We start from the raw sequence: 15,729 nt of genomic DNA, 5'->3' as shown, positions 1-15,729 counted from the left end.
GACGAGGTGGCGGGCGAATATATCAAACCGGCGATGATCATCGCGGTCGTCGCGCTGGCGGCGTACGTGTTCGTCATGTGGCGGCGCGGCAAGAAGAAGGGGTAAGCCGAGTCGGCGCCGCGGCGGTTTCGCTTTGCCCGGCTTCGGCCACGCAGGTTGCGCTCCGCTCCGACCGGCCTAAGGCGAGCCGCGCCCCCCGCTCCGGCCGATCGCGCGCGCGAAGTGGAACCGGACGGCGCGGCTTTGGTACAATAAGGACGTTGCGACGCAAGGAACGGACATTCAGAAGGAGTGACGCGAAAAGATGGCGAAATCGTTGGCGCATAAGATCGGGCAAGGGCTGACTCCGCAGGGCTTCATCGACGCGATGACGAAAAATCGGGAGGCGTTCCTCGCCTGGGGCGAGAAGTTCGCGTGGGCGAACGAGGACGACCGCGAATACTTCGAAAGCCTCAACAACCGCGACGACTTGCGGTGTTTGATTTTAGCGGCGGATTGGTGCGGGGACGTCGTCCGCAACGTGCCGGTCGTGTTTAAGGCGCTGGAACATAGCGGGGTGCCGGTCGAGGTGCTCATTCAGGAAGAGCATATGGAGACGATGGACCAGTTTTTGACGCTCGGCGGCCGTTCGATTCCGGTCGTCATCTTCGTCGATACGGGCGGCTTCGTGCTCGGCACGTGGGGGCCGCGGCCGAAGTATATTCAAGAGCCGATGGTGAAGTTCAAAGCGGAAAACCCGGACCGGGACGCGCCGGACTACCAGGAGAAGCTTGCGGAGACGCGCAAGGAAATCGGCGCGCGGTACGGCGAAGGCACGGAGTACCAGCAGCTCATCGTGAAGGAACTCCGCTCGCTTATCGAGAGCTTCTAGGCGGGCGGCCTGCGATGACGATACGCATCGAGACGCTGGCGCTGGGGCCGTTATCCACGAACTGTTATTTGCTCGTCGACGAGGAGGCCGGCCGCGGCGTCGTCATCGATCCCGGGCAGCGCCCGGAGGCGCTGCTCCGGCGCATCGAGCCGCTCGAGATCGAAGCGATCGTGCTGACGCACGCGCACTTCGACCATATCGGCGGCGTGGACGCCGTTCGCAAGGCGAAGGGGTGTCCGGTGTACTTGCATGACGCGGAGGCGGATTGGCTGGGCGATCCGAAGCTGAACGGCTCGCTGAACTGGCCGGACACCGGCCCGCCGGTGTCGACCGAGCCGGCGGAGTACGCGCTCGACGAAGGCATGAAGCTTCAGCTGCTCGGCGAGACGTTCCGCGTGCTGCATACGCCGGGCCATTCGCCCGGGAGCGTCAGCCTCTTATGGGGAGGGCACCTGTTCGGGGGCGACGTGCTGTTTAAGACGGGCGTCGGCCGGACGGATCTTCGAGGCGGCAGCTCGAAGGAGCTGTACAATTCGATCCACGATAAGCTGTTTCGCCTTCCGGACGAGACGGTCGTGTACCCGGGCCACGGCCCGCGCACGACGATCGGCTACGAGAAGGCGCATAATCCCTACGTGTAAACGCGGAGGTGTACGAGCGGCGTGAATCCGACGGCGAAGCTGTTCATCGTCGCGGGCCTCGTCTTGATCGCGGTCGGCGTCGTCTGGCAATTCGGCGGGAAGTATTTGCAATTCCTCGGCCGGCTGCCCGGCGACATCGCGGTGGAGAAGGAAGGGTTTCGGTTTTACTTCCCGATCGTCACTTGCATCGTGATCAGCGTCGTAGGCTCGCTGATTTTATACGTGATTCGGATGTTCCGCGGCTGACGCGGGCCGCGGCGCGGCTCGGCGGACGGCCGCGTCTTTTTTTGGCGTTGGCGCGGCGTTGCGCAATGCGTCTTTCGATCCGTGTATCCCTAGGCGATAACGAGGAGGTTGTATTATGAGAGCGATCGTGGCGGAGCCGTTCGGCGGCCCGGAGGCGCTGCGCATCGTCGAGCGTCCCGCGCCGCTCTGCGCCGCGGGGGAGCTGCTCGTCCGCGTGCGGGCGACCGCGCTGAACCGGGCGGATTTGCTGCAGCGCATGGGGAAATACCCGCCGCCGCCGGGCGTGACGGACGTGCTCGGCCTGGAAATGGCGGGCGAGGTGGCGGAGGTCGGCGACGGCGTCGAGGGCTGGCAGGTCGGCGATCGCGTGTGCGCGTTGCTGCCGGGCGGCGGCTACGCGGAGTATGTCGCGATTCCGGCCGGCATGGCGCTGCGGTTGCCGGAAGCGATGACTTTCGAGGAAGCCGCGGCGATCCCCGAGGCGTTCTTGACGGCTTTCTTAAACTTGTGGACGCTGGGCGGGCTGCGGCCAGGGCACCGCGTGCTCGTGCACGCGGCGGCGAGCGGCGTCGGCACCGCCGCGATCCAGCTCGTGCGCGAGGCGGGCGCGATCGCGTACGCGACCGCCGGCTCGCCGGAGAAGCTGGCCGCGGCGTCGGCGCTCGGCGCGGCGGCCGGCTGGAACTACCGCGACGGCTCGTTCCGCGACTGGCTGCTCGCGCAGACGGACGGCCGAGGCGTCGACCTGGCGCTCGACTTCGTCGGCGCGCCGTACTTCGCCGATCACCTCGCCACGCTCGCCATCGACGGCCGCCTGCTCGTCATCGGCACGCTCGGCGGCGCCGCCGTGAAGGACGGCTTTTCGCTCGGCGCGCTGCTCGCGAAGCGGCTGCACCTCATCGGCACGACGCTGCGCTCGCGTCCTTTGGCGGACAAGCTCGCGCTGACGCGCGACTTCGCCGCCTTCGCTTGGCCGCGCTTCGAGGACGGCCGCCTGCGCGCGGTCGTCGACCGCGTGTACGCGTTCGAGGACGTCGCCGCCGCGCACCGCCGCATGGAGTCGAACGCGAACATCGGCAAAATCGTGCTGCGGCTGTAGCGCGGGTCATCGCCCGGCATCGCCGGAGTTAGCGGAGAACTCCGGTAAGTGCGCCGGAAACCGGCCGGAATCGCCGCAGTTACCGGAGAGCTCCGGTAAGTGCGCCGGAAACCGGCCGAAACGCCTGAGTTACCGGAGAACTCCGGTAAGTGCGCTGGAAACCGGCCGAAAACGCCGGAGTTACCGGAGAACTCCGGTAAGTGCGCCGGAAACCGGCCGGAATCGCCGGAGTTCGAGGAGTGCACCGGCAGCGCGGGCTGCGGCGAATCCGGCGGGACCGCGGATAACCGACGGTTGCGACGTAGTAACGAAAAAGCTTTCGCTACAGCGGGCGAATCCGCCCAAAGCGGCGCCGCCCGCTCAGTCCCCGCCGGCGCGGCGGCGGTACGCCGACGGCGTGCAGCCGAACGAGCGCTTGAACACGCCGTTGAAGTGGATCAGGTTGCTGAAGCCCGCTTCGAGCGCGATCGTCGGCGCGAACGACCAACGCCCGGATTACGAATACACGGACGGCGTGACGTTCCACGCGTTCGAACTGACGGACGGCGGCGTGGCGACGGCGGTCGTGTATGACCTTAAGGGCAACCCGGCGATGACGGCGCGGGCGACAAGAAGCGGCAATACGGTCCGCGTCGAGACGCAGGGCTCGAACAAGCCTTGGAGCGTACGGATCGGCGGCAAGACGGCTGCGCCGGCAGCGGGCGAGAACGCAGTGACGATTACACTATAAAGCCATATGAGCGCAGCGGCGATTTCGCCGCTGCGCCTGCGCGAGAAGAGAGGCGGAAACCCGAATGATTAACGAGAAGCTTTCGAAAATTTGGTACGGAGGCGACTACAACCCCGAGCAGTGGGATGCGGCGACGTGGGCGGAGGACGACCGGATGTTCAAGCTCGCGGGCATCGACGTCGCGACGGTGAACGTATTTTCCTGGGCGCTCATCCAGCCTGACGAGACGACGTACGATTTCGAGGCGCTCGACGCGACGCTCGACCGGTTATATAAGAACGGTGTCTACGCTTGCCTCGCGACGAGCACGGGCGCGCACCCGGCTTGGATGGCCAAGCGCTATCCGGACGTGCTGCGCGTGGACAAACAAGGGCGCAAGCGCAAGTTCGGCGGCCGGCACAATTCGTGCCCGAACTCCCCGACGTACCGCAAGTACAGCGCGCGCCTCGCGGCGAAACTCGCGGAGCGCTACAAGGATCACCCGGGGTTGCTCATCTGGCATGTCTCGAACGAATACAGCGGCTATTGCTATTGCGACAATTGCGCCGCGGCGTTTCGGGTGTGGCTGAGAGAGCGGTACCGCAGTCTCGACGCCGTGAATCGCGCATGGAATACCCGTTTTTGGGGCCATACGTTCTACGACTGGGACGAAATCGTACCGCCGAGCGAGCTGAGCGAGGAGCGGGGGGACAACCGTTCGACGTTCCAGGGCATCTCGCTCGATTACCGGCGTTTCCAATCGGACAGCCTGTTGGAATGCTACAAGCTCGAATACGATGAATTGAAAAAGGCGACCCCCGACGTCCCCGTCACGACGAATCTAATGGGCTTCTACCCGGAGCTCGATTACTTCAAGTGGGCGAAGCACATGGACGTCGTCTCCTGGGACAACTACCCGGCGATGGATACGCCGGTCAGCTTCACCGCCATGGCGCACGACCTGATGAGGGGGTTGAAGAGCGGACAGCCGTTCATGCTGATGGAGCAGACGCCGAGCCAGCAAAACTGGCAGCCGTACAACGCGCTGAAGCGACCGGGCATCATGCGGCTCTGGAGCTATCAAGCGGTGGCGCACGGAGCGGACACGGTCATGTTCTTCCAGCTGCGCCGCTCGATCGGCGCGTGCGAGAAATACCACGGCGCCGTCATCGAGCACGTCGGCCACGAGCATACGCGCGTGTTCCGCGAGTGCGCGGCGCTCGGCCGGGAACTCGCGCACCTGGGCGACGCGATGCTGGACGCGCGGACGCCGTCGAAGGCCGCGATCGTCTACGATTGGGAAAACCGGTGGGCGGTCGAGCTGTCGAGCGGCCCTTCGATTCTGCTCAAGTACGTGGACGAAGTGCACAAATATTACGATGCGCTTTTCCGCATGAACGTGCAAACCGATATGATTAGCGTAGAAGAGAGCCTGGAACGATACGACCTCGTCATCGCGCCGGTGATGTATATGGTGAAGCCCGGCTTCGCGGCGAAGATCGAGGCGTTCGTGAAGCGCGGCGGCACGTTCGTCACCACGTTCTTCAGCGGCATCGTGAACGAAAACGATCTCGTGACGCTCGGGGGTTATCCGGGGGAATTGCGCCAGGTGCTCGGAATTTGGGCGGAGGAGATCGACGCATTGCTGCCGGGACAGACGAACAAGATCGTCATGAACGGCTCGGTCGGTCCGCTGTCCGGCGAATACGAAGGCTCGATGCTGTGCGATTTGATCCATCTCGAGGGCGCGGAAGCGGTCGCGACATACGGGGAAGACTTCTACGCCGGCATGCCGGCCGTCACCGTCAACAAGTTCGGCGCCGGCGAGGCTTGGTACGTGGCGACGTCGCCGGACCGGGCGTTCCTGCAAGGGCTGCTCAAGCACCTGTGCGACAAGGCCGGTATCGCGCCGGCGCTGCGGGACGCGCCGGAAGGGCTGGAAGCGGCGGTGCGCGAGAAAGACGGCAAGCGCTTCTTGTTTTTGCTCAACCATAACAAGCAGGCCGCCGCGGCTTCGCTCGAAGGCGTCTGGAGGGACGCGCTGAGCGGGGAGACGCGGCAAGGCGAGGTCGACGTGCCGGCGCACGGCGTCTTGATTTTGTCCAAGGAGGCGTAATCATGGCGACCGACCGGTTCGAGCGGGCTACGTCCACGTGCTGGAGGAAACCCGTGAGAAGTCGCCGTCTGCGCCGAGGATGCGCGACGCCACGACTCGAGTCGCCGCCCGTTGGCGTCGACGCGCGCCGCGGACCGACGTTGTTCGCGCGGCTCCGAGATGGGGATGCGGCGCACGGCAATGAGCAGCGCGTCCCCGCTTACCGCCGCGAGTAACAGAAGGGCGCCCGCTCGTCGAGAGACGATGCGGGCGCCCTTTGCTGCTTTGCGTGCGTTACGTTTTCGCTTCCGTATGCTCGTACTCCTCCGGAGGCATACGGATCCACTTTTGTAAATAGCCTTGCTCGTACAGCGCCTTCAGCAAAATAATTAATATGGGCGACAAAATGACGCCCGCCACGCCGAACAGCGACAGCGAGACGATCATCGCGGAGAGGACCGTGAACGCCGACACGCCGAGCGAATCGCCCGTAATTTTCGGCTCCATGATTTGCCGGAACGTCAGGACGATCGCAAGCACGACGGAAAGCCCGACGCCGAGGACGAGATCGCCGGTAATAAAGCAATACGCGATCCACGGCAGGAAGACGGCGGACACGCCGAGCAGCGGCAGCACGTCGAACAGCCCGGCAAGCAGCGCGATCGAGAAGGCGTTGTCCACCTGCAGCACGAGCAGGCCGACGAAGACGATCGCGAACGTAAATCCGATCAGCTTCAGCTGGGCCTTAATATAGGCCATGAGGCCGAGCAAGACGTTGTCCCGCAGGAAGACGAACGCTTTCTTGAACGTCTTCGGCGTCTTCGTCTCCGCGGCGCGCCGCCAGAACGGGATTTCGATGCTAAGGAAGTAGGCGAGCACAACGGCGATCGTCAGATTGAACAGGAACGTAGAGAACGACGCGACCAAGCCGACGAACGCATTGAGGACCGTGCCGGCGAACGTCGTCGCCCAGTTGCTGAGGCCGCCGAGCGCGCTGCGGATTTGATCGACGGCGCCCTCAGGCAGAGCGTTGTATTGCTCTTGCACGTATCGAACGCTTTGCACGATGTGCTCCTGCAGCATCGCGGAGTTGCGCTCGATCGAGTGCACGAGGCCGATCGCCTGCGTGGCGACGATCGCGCCGAGCCCGACGAAGACGAGCAGAATGATCAGCATGAGCACGATGATGGCGATCGCGGCGGCGATCGATTTCTTCATGCCCCGGCGATGCATGAAACGGGCCATCGGCTCCATAAGGTAAAATATGACGAACGCGAGCAGAATCGGCGCGGCGATCCGATAGACGAAACTGAACGCGTACATGAGCAAGTAAACCGTTAGCGCGATGAGAGCGATGTCGAACGCGGTGCGCCAATATTTTCGATAAAAACTATGCAAGAGAGATTCGCTCCTTCGACGGACGAGCAAGGTTGGCATCGATGCGCTTCGCCGTGATATAGTTATATCATAACCGATCTCCGCGAAGTAGACACCTACTTCGAATTTTAGTAGGATAGAGGCAATACGCAGGAGGGCAATCATTTTCCGGATGGGGGGAATGGCGATGCTTCGGCTCGGTCAGAAGGTCATTCTAACGGGCGACAAGTTCGAGCAAGGCTTGCCGATCGGCGAGCACGGCTTCATCATCGCGTACGACCGCAACCCCGACAACGCGTTCGATTACGTCGTGCGCGTCCCGACGATGAACAAGCATGTGTTCGTGCCGAAAGACGACGTAGAGTTGGAAGAGACGCTGTTGCATCGGGAGGCGGAGCGCATCGAGCGCGAGGCGCTCATCGATTACGCGCTGGCGACCCGCAACGAGGCGCTGTTCAAGCGGCTGCTGAACGGCGAAGAGGAAGAGAGCCAGGAGAAACCGAAGGAGGCGCCGAACTCGGCCGACTTCGTGAAGCAAGTCAATTTGCGGGCCTGGATCTAGCAGGTGCGTTGCCCGAGAGGGAAAACCCTGAACCGACGTCGGTTCAGGGTTTTTTTTGTCGGACGGCCGCGCTCCACTTTCTCTTTTTGCATGCCGCGAAATTTATAATATATAATGAGAGAACTTGTACTATGACGATTTCGGAGGTGGCTCCTCGGTGAGCGTAACGTTGAAGGATGTGGAGCACGTCGCGAAGCTGGCCCGTTTGGCTTTGACCGACGAGGAGAAAGAGAAATTTACGGAGCAGCTCAACGCGATTTTGAAATATGCGGAGAAGCTGAACGAGCTCGATACGGACGGCGTCGAGCCGACGAGCCACGTGCTGCCGGTGAAGAACGTGCTGCGCGAGGACGTCGCGAGGCCGTCGTGGCCGCTCGAGGAGACGCTCAAGAACGCGCCCGACGAAGAGGATGGTCAATACCGCGTTCCGGCCGTGCTGGAATAGACGAAGATCGACATCGCGCCTCCCGGGCGCCTATCATAGGAAGGAAAGGATTGTTCCCGTTGTCTTTATTGGATTCGAAATTACAGGACCTTCAGAATCGGTTACATAAGAAAGAACTGTCCGTCAGCGATATCGTCGGCGAAAGCTTCGCCCGGGTCCGCGAGGTCGAGGACCGAATCGGGGCGTTCTTGACGCTGGACGAGGAAGGCGCGCGGAGCCGGGCGGCCGCGCTCGATCGGTCGATCGGCGACGGCGGCGCCAAAGGGCTTCTGTTCGGCTTGCCGGTCGGAATCAAGGACAATATCGTCACGAAGGGGCTTCGGACGACGTGCGCCAGCAAGTTCTTGGATAACTTTACGCCGATTCACGACGCGACCGTCGTGCAGAAGCTGCGCGACGCGCAGTCGGTCACGATCGGCAAGCTGAATATGGACGAGTTCGCGATGGGCGGCTCGAACGAAAATTCCGCCTACCGGCCGACGCGCAATCCATGGAATCTGGAGCACGTTCCCGGCGGCTCGAGCGGCGGCTCCGCCGCGGCGGTCGCCGCGGGCGAGGTGTTCTTCGCGCTCGGCTCCGATACCGGCGGCTCGATTCGCCAGCCCGCCGCGTACTGCGGCGTCGTCGGGCTCAAGCCGACATACGGGCTCGTCTCGCGGTTCGGCCTCGTCGCCTTCGCGTCCTCGCTCGACCAGATCGGTCCGGTGACGCGCACCGTCGAGGACGCCGCGTACGTGCTGCAGTCGATCGCGGGGCACGACCCGCTCGATTCGACGTCGGCGAACGTCGACGTGCCGGACTACGTCAGCGCGTTGACCGGCGACGCGAAGGGGCTGCGCATCGCGGTGCCGAAGGAATATTTCGGCGAAGGCATCGACGCGGACGTGAAGGAAGCCGTGCTTGCGGCATTGAAGGTGCTGGAGGCGCAGGGCGCCGTCTGGGAAGAGGTGTCGATGCCGCATAACGAATATGCGGTCGCGACGTATTATTTGCTCGCCTCCTCCGAGGCGTCCTCGAACCTGGCGCGCTTCGACGGCGTCCGGTACGGCGTGCGCGCCTCGTCCGCGGAATCGCTCCTCGACGTGTTCGTGAAGTCCCGCAGCGAAGGCTTCGGCGACGAGGTGAAGCGGCGGATCATGCTCGGCACGTACGCGCTCAGCTCCGGCTATTACGACGCTTATTATTTGAAGGCGCAGAAGGTGCGGACACTGATTAAACGCGACTTCGACGCCGTCTTCGAGCGGTTCGACCTCGTGCTCGGGCCGACGGCGCCGACGCCGGCGTTCCGGCTGGGCACGCAAGTACACGATCCGCTGACGATGTACTTGAACGACATCTTCTCGATCCCCGTCAATCTGGCGGGCGTGCCGGCGATTTCCGTGCCGTGCGGCTTCAGCCGGGACGGGCTGCCGATCGGCCTGCAGCTCATCGGCAAGGCGTTCGACGAATCGACCGTGCTTCGCGCGGCGCATGCGTTCGAGCAAGCGACGGAATACCACAAGCAAAGACCGAACCTATAATCGCGGCAAGAGAGGAGGAGCAACCATGACTCAAACCACGGAGCGGAAATACGAGACGGTTATCGGCCTCGAGGTGCATGTCGAGCTGCATACGAATTCGAAAATTTTTTGCGGCTGCTCGACCGCCTTCGGCGCGCCGCCGAACACGAATACATGCCCGATCTGCCTAGGGCACCCGGGGGTGCTGCCGGTGCTGAACAAGCGGGCGGTCGAATACGCGATCAAGGCCGCGATGGCGCTGAATTGCGAGATCGCGACGGAGAGTAAGTTCGATCGCAAAAATTACTTCTACCCCGATTCCCCGAAGGCGTACCAGATTTCCCAGTACGACCGGCCGATCGGGCAGAACGGCTGGATCGACATCGAAGTGAACGGCAAGACGAAGCGAATCGGGGTGACGCGGCTTCATCTCGAGGAAGACGCAGGCAAGCTGACCCATCTGCCTGCAGGCGTCGGCTCGCTCGTCGATTTCAACCGGGTCGGCACGCCGCTCGTCGAGATCGTCTCGGAGCCGGACATCCGCAGCCCGGAAGAAGCGCGCGCGTATCTCGAGAAGTTGAAGGCGATCATGCAATATTGCGAGGTTTCGGACGTAAAGATGGAAGAGGGCTCGCTGCGCTGCGACGCCAACATCTCGATCCGCCCTTGGGGACAAGAGAAATTCGGCACCCGCGCGGAGCTGAAAAACATGAACTCGTTCCGCGGCGTGCAGCGCGGACTGGAATACGAGGAAATTCGCCAAGCGGACATCTTGGACGCGGGCGGAGAGGTCGTTCAGGAGACGAGGCGGTGGGACGAGGCGCAAGGCAAGACGGTGTCGATGCGCGGGAAAGAAGAGGCTCACGATTACCGTTACTTCCCGGATCCGGATCTCGTGAAGCTGTACATCGACGACGCGTGGAAGGAGCGGATCCGGGCGACGATTCCGGAGCTGCCGGACGCGAAGAAGGCGAGGTACGCCGCGGAATACGGTCTGTCGTCCTACGATGCGGACGTCATCACGTCCTCGTTGCCGCTTGCGCGCTTCTTCGAGGAGAGCCTGCAGTACACGAAGGACGCGAAGGCGGTCGCCAACTGGATTATGGGCGACTTGCTCGGGTACTTGAACGCCAATAACGCGGAGCTGCAGGACGTGAAGATAACCGGACAAGGGCTCGGCGAGATGATCGGTCTGCTCGAAAACGGCACGATTTCGAGCAAGATCGCGAAGACCGTTTTCAAAACGATGCTGGAAACCGGAAAATCGCCGCAGACGATCGTCCAGGAGCAAGGCCTCGTCCAAATCAGCGACGAGGGCGAGATTAAGGCCGTCGTCGACCGGATCGTCGAGGCGAACCCGCAATCCGTCGCGGATTATAAAGCGGGGAAAGAGAAAGCGGTCGGTTTCCTCGTCGGCCAAATCATGCGGGAGACGAAGGGCAAGGCGAATCCGGGACTGGTCAACAAGCTGATTCTGGAGAAGTTGAACGGATAACGACAGGAAACCGAGCGCAGCGGAGCCTTACGGCTTAGCGCCGCTCGGTTTTCTGCTCTGTATCGCGGAGGGGGCGTGCGGGAACGTGGATGGACCGAAGAAGAGCAAGTGGGCGGCCGGCCTGCTGTCGGCGCTCCTCCCCGGCATCGGCCATATGTACGCGGGAGCGATGCAGCGCGGCTTGTTTTTTATGCTGCTCCTGATCGGCAACATTACCGGTGTCGTTCTCGTCTCTATAGAAGGGATCGTGCCGTTGATCGTGCTGCTCGCGATTTTAATTCCTGTCATATATTTCTACACGTTGTTCGACGCGCTGCAGACGGCCGAGCGGGTGAACCGGGGAACCGTCCGTTACGGGGAAGGGGAGCCTGGGGGCGCCCCGCGGCTCGGCTCGGGCACCCTGCCTTGGGTCTGGGCGGGCTTGTTGTTCGGCGTCTTCTGGCTGTCGAGCGGCGCGTCTTGGGTCGAACCCGTCCTGGAAGGGCGCGGTTCGTTGATCGTCGCCGCGGCGTTCATCGTCGCGGGCTTGCTCGTCTTCGCGTTCGGAGGAAGAAAAAAGTAACCGTCCCGCTGCCGCCGTTTCGTTGACAAACGGCGCGCCATGGACGTACAATGAACTATAGTTTTTAGAATGACTATAAAGAAGGAGCCGGGATGGGGGAAGAGCCATGGCCATGGAGCTAGATACGGCGTTGGATAAGCTGAAGTCGACGGGAGTGCGGATGACGCCGCAGCGGCACGCCATCTTGTCTTTCCTATTGGAATCAATGACCCATCCGACGGCGGACGAAATTTATCGGGCGCTGGCGGATCGATTCCCGAGCATGAGCGTAGCGACCGTATATAACAATCTAAAAGTGTTTATCGAAGCGGGGCTCGTCCGCGAGTTGACGTACGGCGACGATTCCAGCCGATTCGATGCCGATATGTCGGAACATTATCACGCGATTTGCGATCGTTGCGGCACGATCGCCGACTTCGAGTTTCCGCCGCTCACGGAGATCGAGGTCGCCGCCGCCTCGCACACCGGCTTTCATGTACACGGCCACCGAATGGAAGTGTACGGAGTTTGTCGTGCGTGCGCGGGCAAGTCGTCGCCGCGCTGAGATCGTTTTCCCAACCGTATGCTGAACGTACGCGCCGTGTTCCCGGGTAAGGGCTCGGCGCGTTTTTATGTTTCCGTAGGAAGGAGGAGGCGCTTTGCAAACTGCGACCTATCCGCCGCCGAGACGGCGGCGCGGACGAGGCCGTGCCGTACTATGGATGTCGTCGCTGCTGCTGTTAGCGGTATTGGTCGGCGTCTCGATCGCATGGGTCAACGTCAATTACGGTCCTGTCGATACGAGGATCGAGCCAGAATACGGCTCGGACAAGCCGGTTTTCTACGAAGGGGCGCCGCTTCAGGGCGGCGCGATCGGCTCGGGGGAAGGCTTGAAGCTGCCCCTGCCGATGCTTCAGGCGGCGCTCGACCCGACGATGCAGTACGAGGAGGCGACGAAGTCGGTCATCTTGACGACGGCCGACCGCGTCGTGCGGCTCGCCACCGACCAGTTGACCGCTTGGGCGAACGATAAGCCGTTCGAACTCCGTTTTCCCGTCGAGCTCGTGGACGGCGTTCCGTATGTGCCGATCGCGCCGCTATCGGAGCTTTACGGCTTGGAGGTCGTCGAGGCGCCGGAGACCGGTTTCGTCCTGCTGCGAAAGCCGGGCGACGTGCAAGCGATCGTACAAGCGCCGCTTCCGGACGAAGCGAACGAGCCGTCCCGCGCCGTTACACTTCGTTCCGAGCCGACGGTGCGCGCGCCGATCGTCGACGAGCTCGATCCGGGCGAACGGGCCTTCGTCTGGGGGGAAGCCGACGGCTGGTACCGGGTGCAATCCCCCTCGGGGCATCTTGGGTACGCGGATAAACGGGAGTTGGTCTGGGCGGGGACGGAAAGCGTCCCGTTTCCGGCGGCGCGCCGTCCGTACGTTCCGGATCGGCCGATCGGACAACCGATCGTGCTGGCGTGGGAGCAGGTATATGCCAAAAATCCGAACCCTTCGAGCTTCGGGCCGATGCCGGGGCTGAACATCGTCTCGCCGACGTGGTTTCATGTGTTGGACGGCGAGGGAGCCCTCGAAAATCGGGCGGACGCCGGCTACGTCCGCTGGGCGCACGACCGCGGCTACCGCGTGTGGGCGCTCTTCAGCAACAGCTTCGACCCGGACCTGACCGCGGAAGCGTTATCGACGTACGATCGGCGGATGACGATGGCGCGGCAGCTCGTCAGCTGGGCGCAGCTGTACGAGCTCGACGGGATCAACGTCGACTTCGAGAACGTGTATGTGAAGGACGGGCCGAAGCTGACGCAGTTCTTGCGCGAGCTGACGCCGCTGCTGCACGAGGCCGGGCTGACCGTGTCGATCGACGTGACGTTCGCCGGAGGAAGCGAGACATGGTCTCGTTTTCTGGACCGGAAAGCGCTTGGCGAGATCGTCGATTACATGATGGTCATGGCGTACGACGAGCATTGGGCGTCGAGCCCGGTCGCCGGCTCCGTCGCGTCGCTGCCGTGGGTCGAGGACGGCATGCGGCGCATCATCGACGAGATCGGCGTACCCGCGGAAAAGCTGGTGCTCGGCGTTCCGTTTTATACCCGAGTTTGGACGGAGACGGCGGCGGACGGCAAGACGAAGGTATCGTCCAAAGCGATCGGCATGGACGCGGCCGCCGCGATCGTTCGGGAGAAAGGGCTCGCGCCGACGTTCGACGAGGCGGCGGGGCAGCACTACGTCCAATACGAGGAAGCCGGAGCGGTTAAGAAAATTTGGATCGAAGACGATGTGTCCATGAAAGCCAGAGTCGAGCTGGCGAAGGAGCTCGGCTTGGCCGGCATCGCCGCTTGGAGCCGAAATTTCGCGAGCGAACGCGTTTGGAGTACGATCGAAGAAACGTTATACGGGAAGCCCTAATCCAATTCCTTGATTCCTTAGCAAAAGAGGAGCCGCGCCTGCGAATGCAGGGCGGCTCCTCTTGGCGTTTAAGGTTTGATATCGGAATCCCGGGCTTGCGCCGGGTCCAGCGTCAAGATCGTACGGCAGTGCATGCAGCGGTCGGTCTTGCCGAGCATCTTCGTCGTTTGCCCGCATTCGGGGCATTGAAGCTGCACCGCGCTGGTGGACAGCATGCCCGCCCAGAAGTAAATCGCCATGCTGCCGAGCATCGTGAGCAGGCCGAGGACGAGTCCGATGCCGGTAATGATTTTGGAACCGGGGAACGCATACACGATAGCCGCCGTGCCCGCGATCATAAACCCCATGCCCGCGAGCATCAGCACGAGCCCCCATAAGCGGAACTCGTTCACCTTGCTGGATTTGAAACGCATCTTTATCTTCTCCTCTTCCCCGGAAAAAATGCTTCGGACCCGGCAGGAAACCGGGGGGCCGCCGTAGAATATATGTTCTATCTCGCAGACGGGGGCATGTGGTCATGATCCAATCGTTCATCGAGCGGCATTACGCACATCGGACGGATGTGATCGCCGCAGCGTTCATCGAGAAGCCGATGCAGTTTTCCGCCCTGATCGACGGCTTCGACGCGCTCGTCATCGTCGTTACCGACGCCGATCGGGAGCATTGCTTCACCCACCATTATAGTAAAGACAACACCTACATACAAGAAAGATGGTACGACCGGGCTACGCTGGAGTCGCTTCTTGCGCCCGGCGGCAATCGGGACGTCCAGCAATGGCTTGTAACGGGAGAGATCGTATTGGATAAAGAAGGCTTTCTTGAGGAGAAAAGAGAGACGCTGCTGTCGGTTTCGCCGGAGAAACGGGAACAACGTCTGTTCCGCGAATTTTCGCTTTTCCTCCGGCATTTCCTCCTTAGCAGAAATAATCTGGAGGCCGGGGATTTGTTGGACGCCCACAGCCATATTTTGACGGCGGTGCACCATTGGGCGAAAATTTCCGTCATCGAAAACGGGCACGTCCCCGAGCTGACCGTATGGAAACAGGTGCGCACGATCAATCCGGGAATCTTCAAGCTGTACGAAGAGCTGTCGATGAACTCGGAAACGCTGGAGCAACGGGTACGGTTAGCTCATCTGGCGTGCGACTTCTCCGTCATGTCCAAGCTGAAGGACTGCTGTCGGCCGCTGCTTCGCATTTTGTCGAGCAGGCCCGAGCCTTGGAGCGCAACGGAGCTGGAACGGCATCCCGAGCTTCGGTCGATGCAGACCGAGCTGCATTTGATCTTAAAGAAGCTCGTTCGGCGTTCGCTCATTCAAGAGGTGTTCGTAGCGAGCGACCCGAATCTCGACGTGCTGGAGATGAAGTACATTAGTTAAAAGACCGATTTCGAAAATGAAAAACGGGTCAAGGGAATTGCCTTCGGCAAAACCCTTGACTTTTGTTTTGGAGATGTGTTAAATTATCTCCTGCACCTCAAAAACAGGTTGTCCCGAGAAAAAGAACAAAAATTTCCGGTTGCAATCGGGTAGGCGAGTGTGGTAGGATATAAAAGTCGCCGTTAAAAAGCGACAAACCAAAAAGAGCAACAACGTTTGTTCCTTGAAAACCGAACATGAGCGAAATATGCTTTTAGCTAGCTTGAAATGAGCACAGTTGAACTACCCTTTTTGGAGAGTTTGATCCTGGCTCAGGACGAACGCTGGCGGCGTGCCTAATACATGCAAGTCGAGCGG

General features: G+C 61.7%; 16 protein-coding genes and 1 rRNA gene. 14 read left to right on the top strand and 3 right to left on the bottom strand.

The window, feature by feature from the left end; translation table 11 throughout:
- The first annotated feature begins 304 nt into the window (after positions 1 to 304).
- The 4 genes from VEZ38_RS14290 to VEZ38_RS14275 all read left to right on the top strand — a co-directional run bounded on the left by VEZ38_RS14290 (position 305) and on the right by VEZ38_RS14275 (position 2,857).
- Positions 305 to 871 (top strand): thioredoxin family protein, encoded by a 567-nt coding sequence (locus VEZ38_RS14290; protein WP_324894520.1) that lies wholly within the window; start codon positions 305 to 307, stop codon positions 869 to 871.
- Between the two features lie 14 nt (positions 872 to 885).
- Positions 886 to 1,512 (top strand): MBL fold metallo-hydrolase, encoded by a 627-nt coding sequence (locus VEZ38_RS14285; protein WP_324894518.1) that lies wholly within the window; start codon positions 886 to 888, stop codon positions 1,510 to 1,512.
- A gap of 21 nt (positions 1,513 to 1,533) precedes the next feature.
- The gene (locus VEZ38_RS14280) at positions 1,534 to 1,758 is read left to right on the top strand and encodes a DUF2905 domain-containing protein (RefSeq protein WP_324894516.1); all 225 of its coding nucleotides are present in this window, start codon (positions 1,534 to 1,536) and stop codon (positions 1,756 to 1,758) included.
- A gap of 115 nt (positions 1,759 to 1,873) precedes the next feature.
- Positions 1,874 to 2,857 carry an NAD(P)H-quinone oxidoreductase gene (locus VEZ38_RS14275; RefSeq protein ID WP_324894514.1) on the top strand — a complete coding sequence of 328 codons (984 nt, stop codon included), beginning with the start codon at positions 1,874 to 1,876 and terminating at the stop codon, positions 2,855 to 2,857.
- A gap of 360 nt (positions 2,858 to 3,217) precedes the next feature.
- On the opposite strand, the gene VEZ38_RS14270 is transcribed toward VEZ38_RS14275, so the two are convergent.
- Positions 3,218 to 3,295 carry a hypothetical protein gene (locus tag VEZ38_RS14270; RefSeq protein WP_324894524.1) on the bottom strand — a complete coding sequence of 26 codons (78 nt, stop codon included), beginning with the start codon at positions 3,293 to 3,295 and terminating at the stop codon, positions 3,218 to 3,220.
- A gap of 356 nt (positions 3,296 to 3,651) precedes the next feature.
- Between VEZ38_RS14270 and VEZ38_RS14265 the strand changes: the two genes are divergently transcribed.
- Positions 3,652 to 5,682, top strand: a complete 2,031-nt coding sequence (locus tag VEZ38_RS14265) for a beta-galactosidase (RefSeq protein ID WP_324894512.1) — start codon at positions 3,652 to 3,654, stop codon at positions 5,680 to 5,682.
- Positions 5,683 to 5,955: 273 nt separating this feature from the next.
- On the opposite strand, the gene ytvI is transcribed toward VEZ38_RS14265, so the two are convergent.
- Positions 5,956 to 7,059, bottom strand: coding sequence for a sporulation integral membrane protein YtvI (ytvI, locus tag VEZ38_RS14260; RefSeq protein WP_324894510.1), 1,104 nt, complete (start codon positions 7,057 to 7,059; stop codon positions 5,956 to 5,958).
- A 166-nt stretch (positions 7,060 to 7,225) separates the two neighbouring features.
- On the opposite strand from ytvI, the gene VEZ38_RS14255 reads away from it, so the two are divergent.
- From VEZ38_RS14255 to VEZ38_RS14225, 7 genes are all read left to right on the top strand, one after another.
- Positions 7,226 to 7,600: an ATPase gene (locus VEZ38_RS14255; protein ID WP_324894522.1), complete on the top strand. Its 375-nt coding sequence runs from the start codon at positions 7,226 to 7,228 to the stop codon at positions 7,598 to 7,600.
- A gap of 157 nt (positions 7,601 to 7,757) precedes the next feature.
- Positions 7,758 to 8,045, top strand: a complete 288-nt coding sequence (gene gatC, locus VEZ38_RS14250; protein WP_324894508.1) for an Asp-tRNA(Asn)/Glu-tRNA(Gln) amidotransferase subunit GatC — start codon at positions 7,758 to 7,760, stop codon at positions 8,043 to 8,045.
- A 59-nt stretch (positions 8,046 to 8,104) separates the two neighbouring features.
- On the top strand, positions 8,105 to 9,565 hold the full coding sequence (gene gatA, locus VEZ38_RS14245) for an Asp-tRNA(Asn)/Glu-tRNA(Gln) amidotransferase subunit GatA (protein ID WP_324894507.1): 1,461 nt from the start codon (positions 8,105 to 8,107) through the stop codon (positions 9,563 to 9,565).
- A gap of 25 nt (positions 9,566 to 9,590) precedes the next feature.
- Entirely contained in the window at positions 9,591 to 11,039 is a 1,449-nt protein-coding gene (gene gatB, locus VEZ38_RS14240) for an Asp-tRNA(Asn)/Glu-tRNA(Gln) amidotransferase subunit GatB (protein WP_324894505.1), read from the top strand.
- 85 nt (positions 11,040 to 11,124) lie between these two features.
- Positions 11,125 to 11,601 carry a hypothetical protein gene (locus VEZ38_RS14235; RefSeq protein WP_324894503.1) on the top strand — a complete coding sequence of 159 codons (477 nt, stop codon included), beginning with the start codon at positions 11,125 to 11,127 and terminating at the stop codon, positions 11,599 to 11,601.
- 106 nt (positions 11,602 to 11,707) lie between these two features.
- Complete coding sequence (locus VEZ38_RS14230) at positions 11,708 to 12,145, top strand: Fur family transcriptional regulator (RefSeq protein ID WP_324894501.1); 438 nt, start codon at positions 11,708 to 11,710, stop codon at positions 12,143 to 12,145.
- A 94-nt stretch (positions 12,146 to 12,239) separates the two neighbouring features.
- Entirely contained in the window at positions 12,240 to 13,994 is a 1,755-nt protein-coding gene (locus VEZ38_RS14225; protein ID WP_324894500.1) for a glycosyl hydrolase family 18 protein, read from the top strand.
- 68 nt (positions 13,995 to 14,062) lie between these two features.
- On the opposite strand, the gene VEZ38_RS14220 is transcribed toward VEZ38_RS14225, so the two are convergent.
- On the bottom strand, positions 14,063 to 14,407 hold the full coding sequence (locus VEZ38_RS14220; protein ID WP_324894498.1) for a YgzB family protein: 345 nt from the start codon (positions 14,405 to 14,407) through the stop codon (positions 14,063 to 14,065).
- Positions 14,408 to 14,511: 104 nt separating this feature from the next.
- Here VEZ38_RS14220 and VEZ38_RS14215 point away from each other — a divergent pair, with 104 nt between their 5' ends.
- Together VEZ38_RS14215 and VEZ38_RS14210 are read left to right on the top strand one after the other, a co-directional pair.
- Positions 14,512 to 15,372 (top strand): nucleotidyltransferase-like protein, encoded by an 861-nt coding sequence (locus VEZ38_RS14215; RefSeq protein ID WP_324894496.1) that lies wholly within the window; start codon positions 14,512 to 14,514, stop codon positions 15,370 to 15,372.
- A gap of 288 nt (positions 15,373 to 15,660) precedes the next feature.
- Positions 15,661 to 15,729, top strand: a 16S ribosomal RNA gene (locus tag VEZ38_RS14210); the annotation flags it as partial.

It is taken from the genome of Paenibacillus sp. (assembly GCF_035645235.1).
Classification (GTDB): Bacteria; Bacillota; Bacilli; order Paenibacillales; family YIM-B00363; genus Paenibacillus_AE.
Note: the sequence above shows the minus strand (reverse complement) of the source record. Positions and strands in the feature narration are given on the sequence as shown.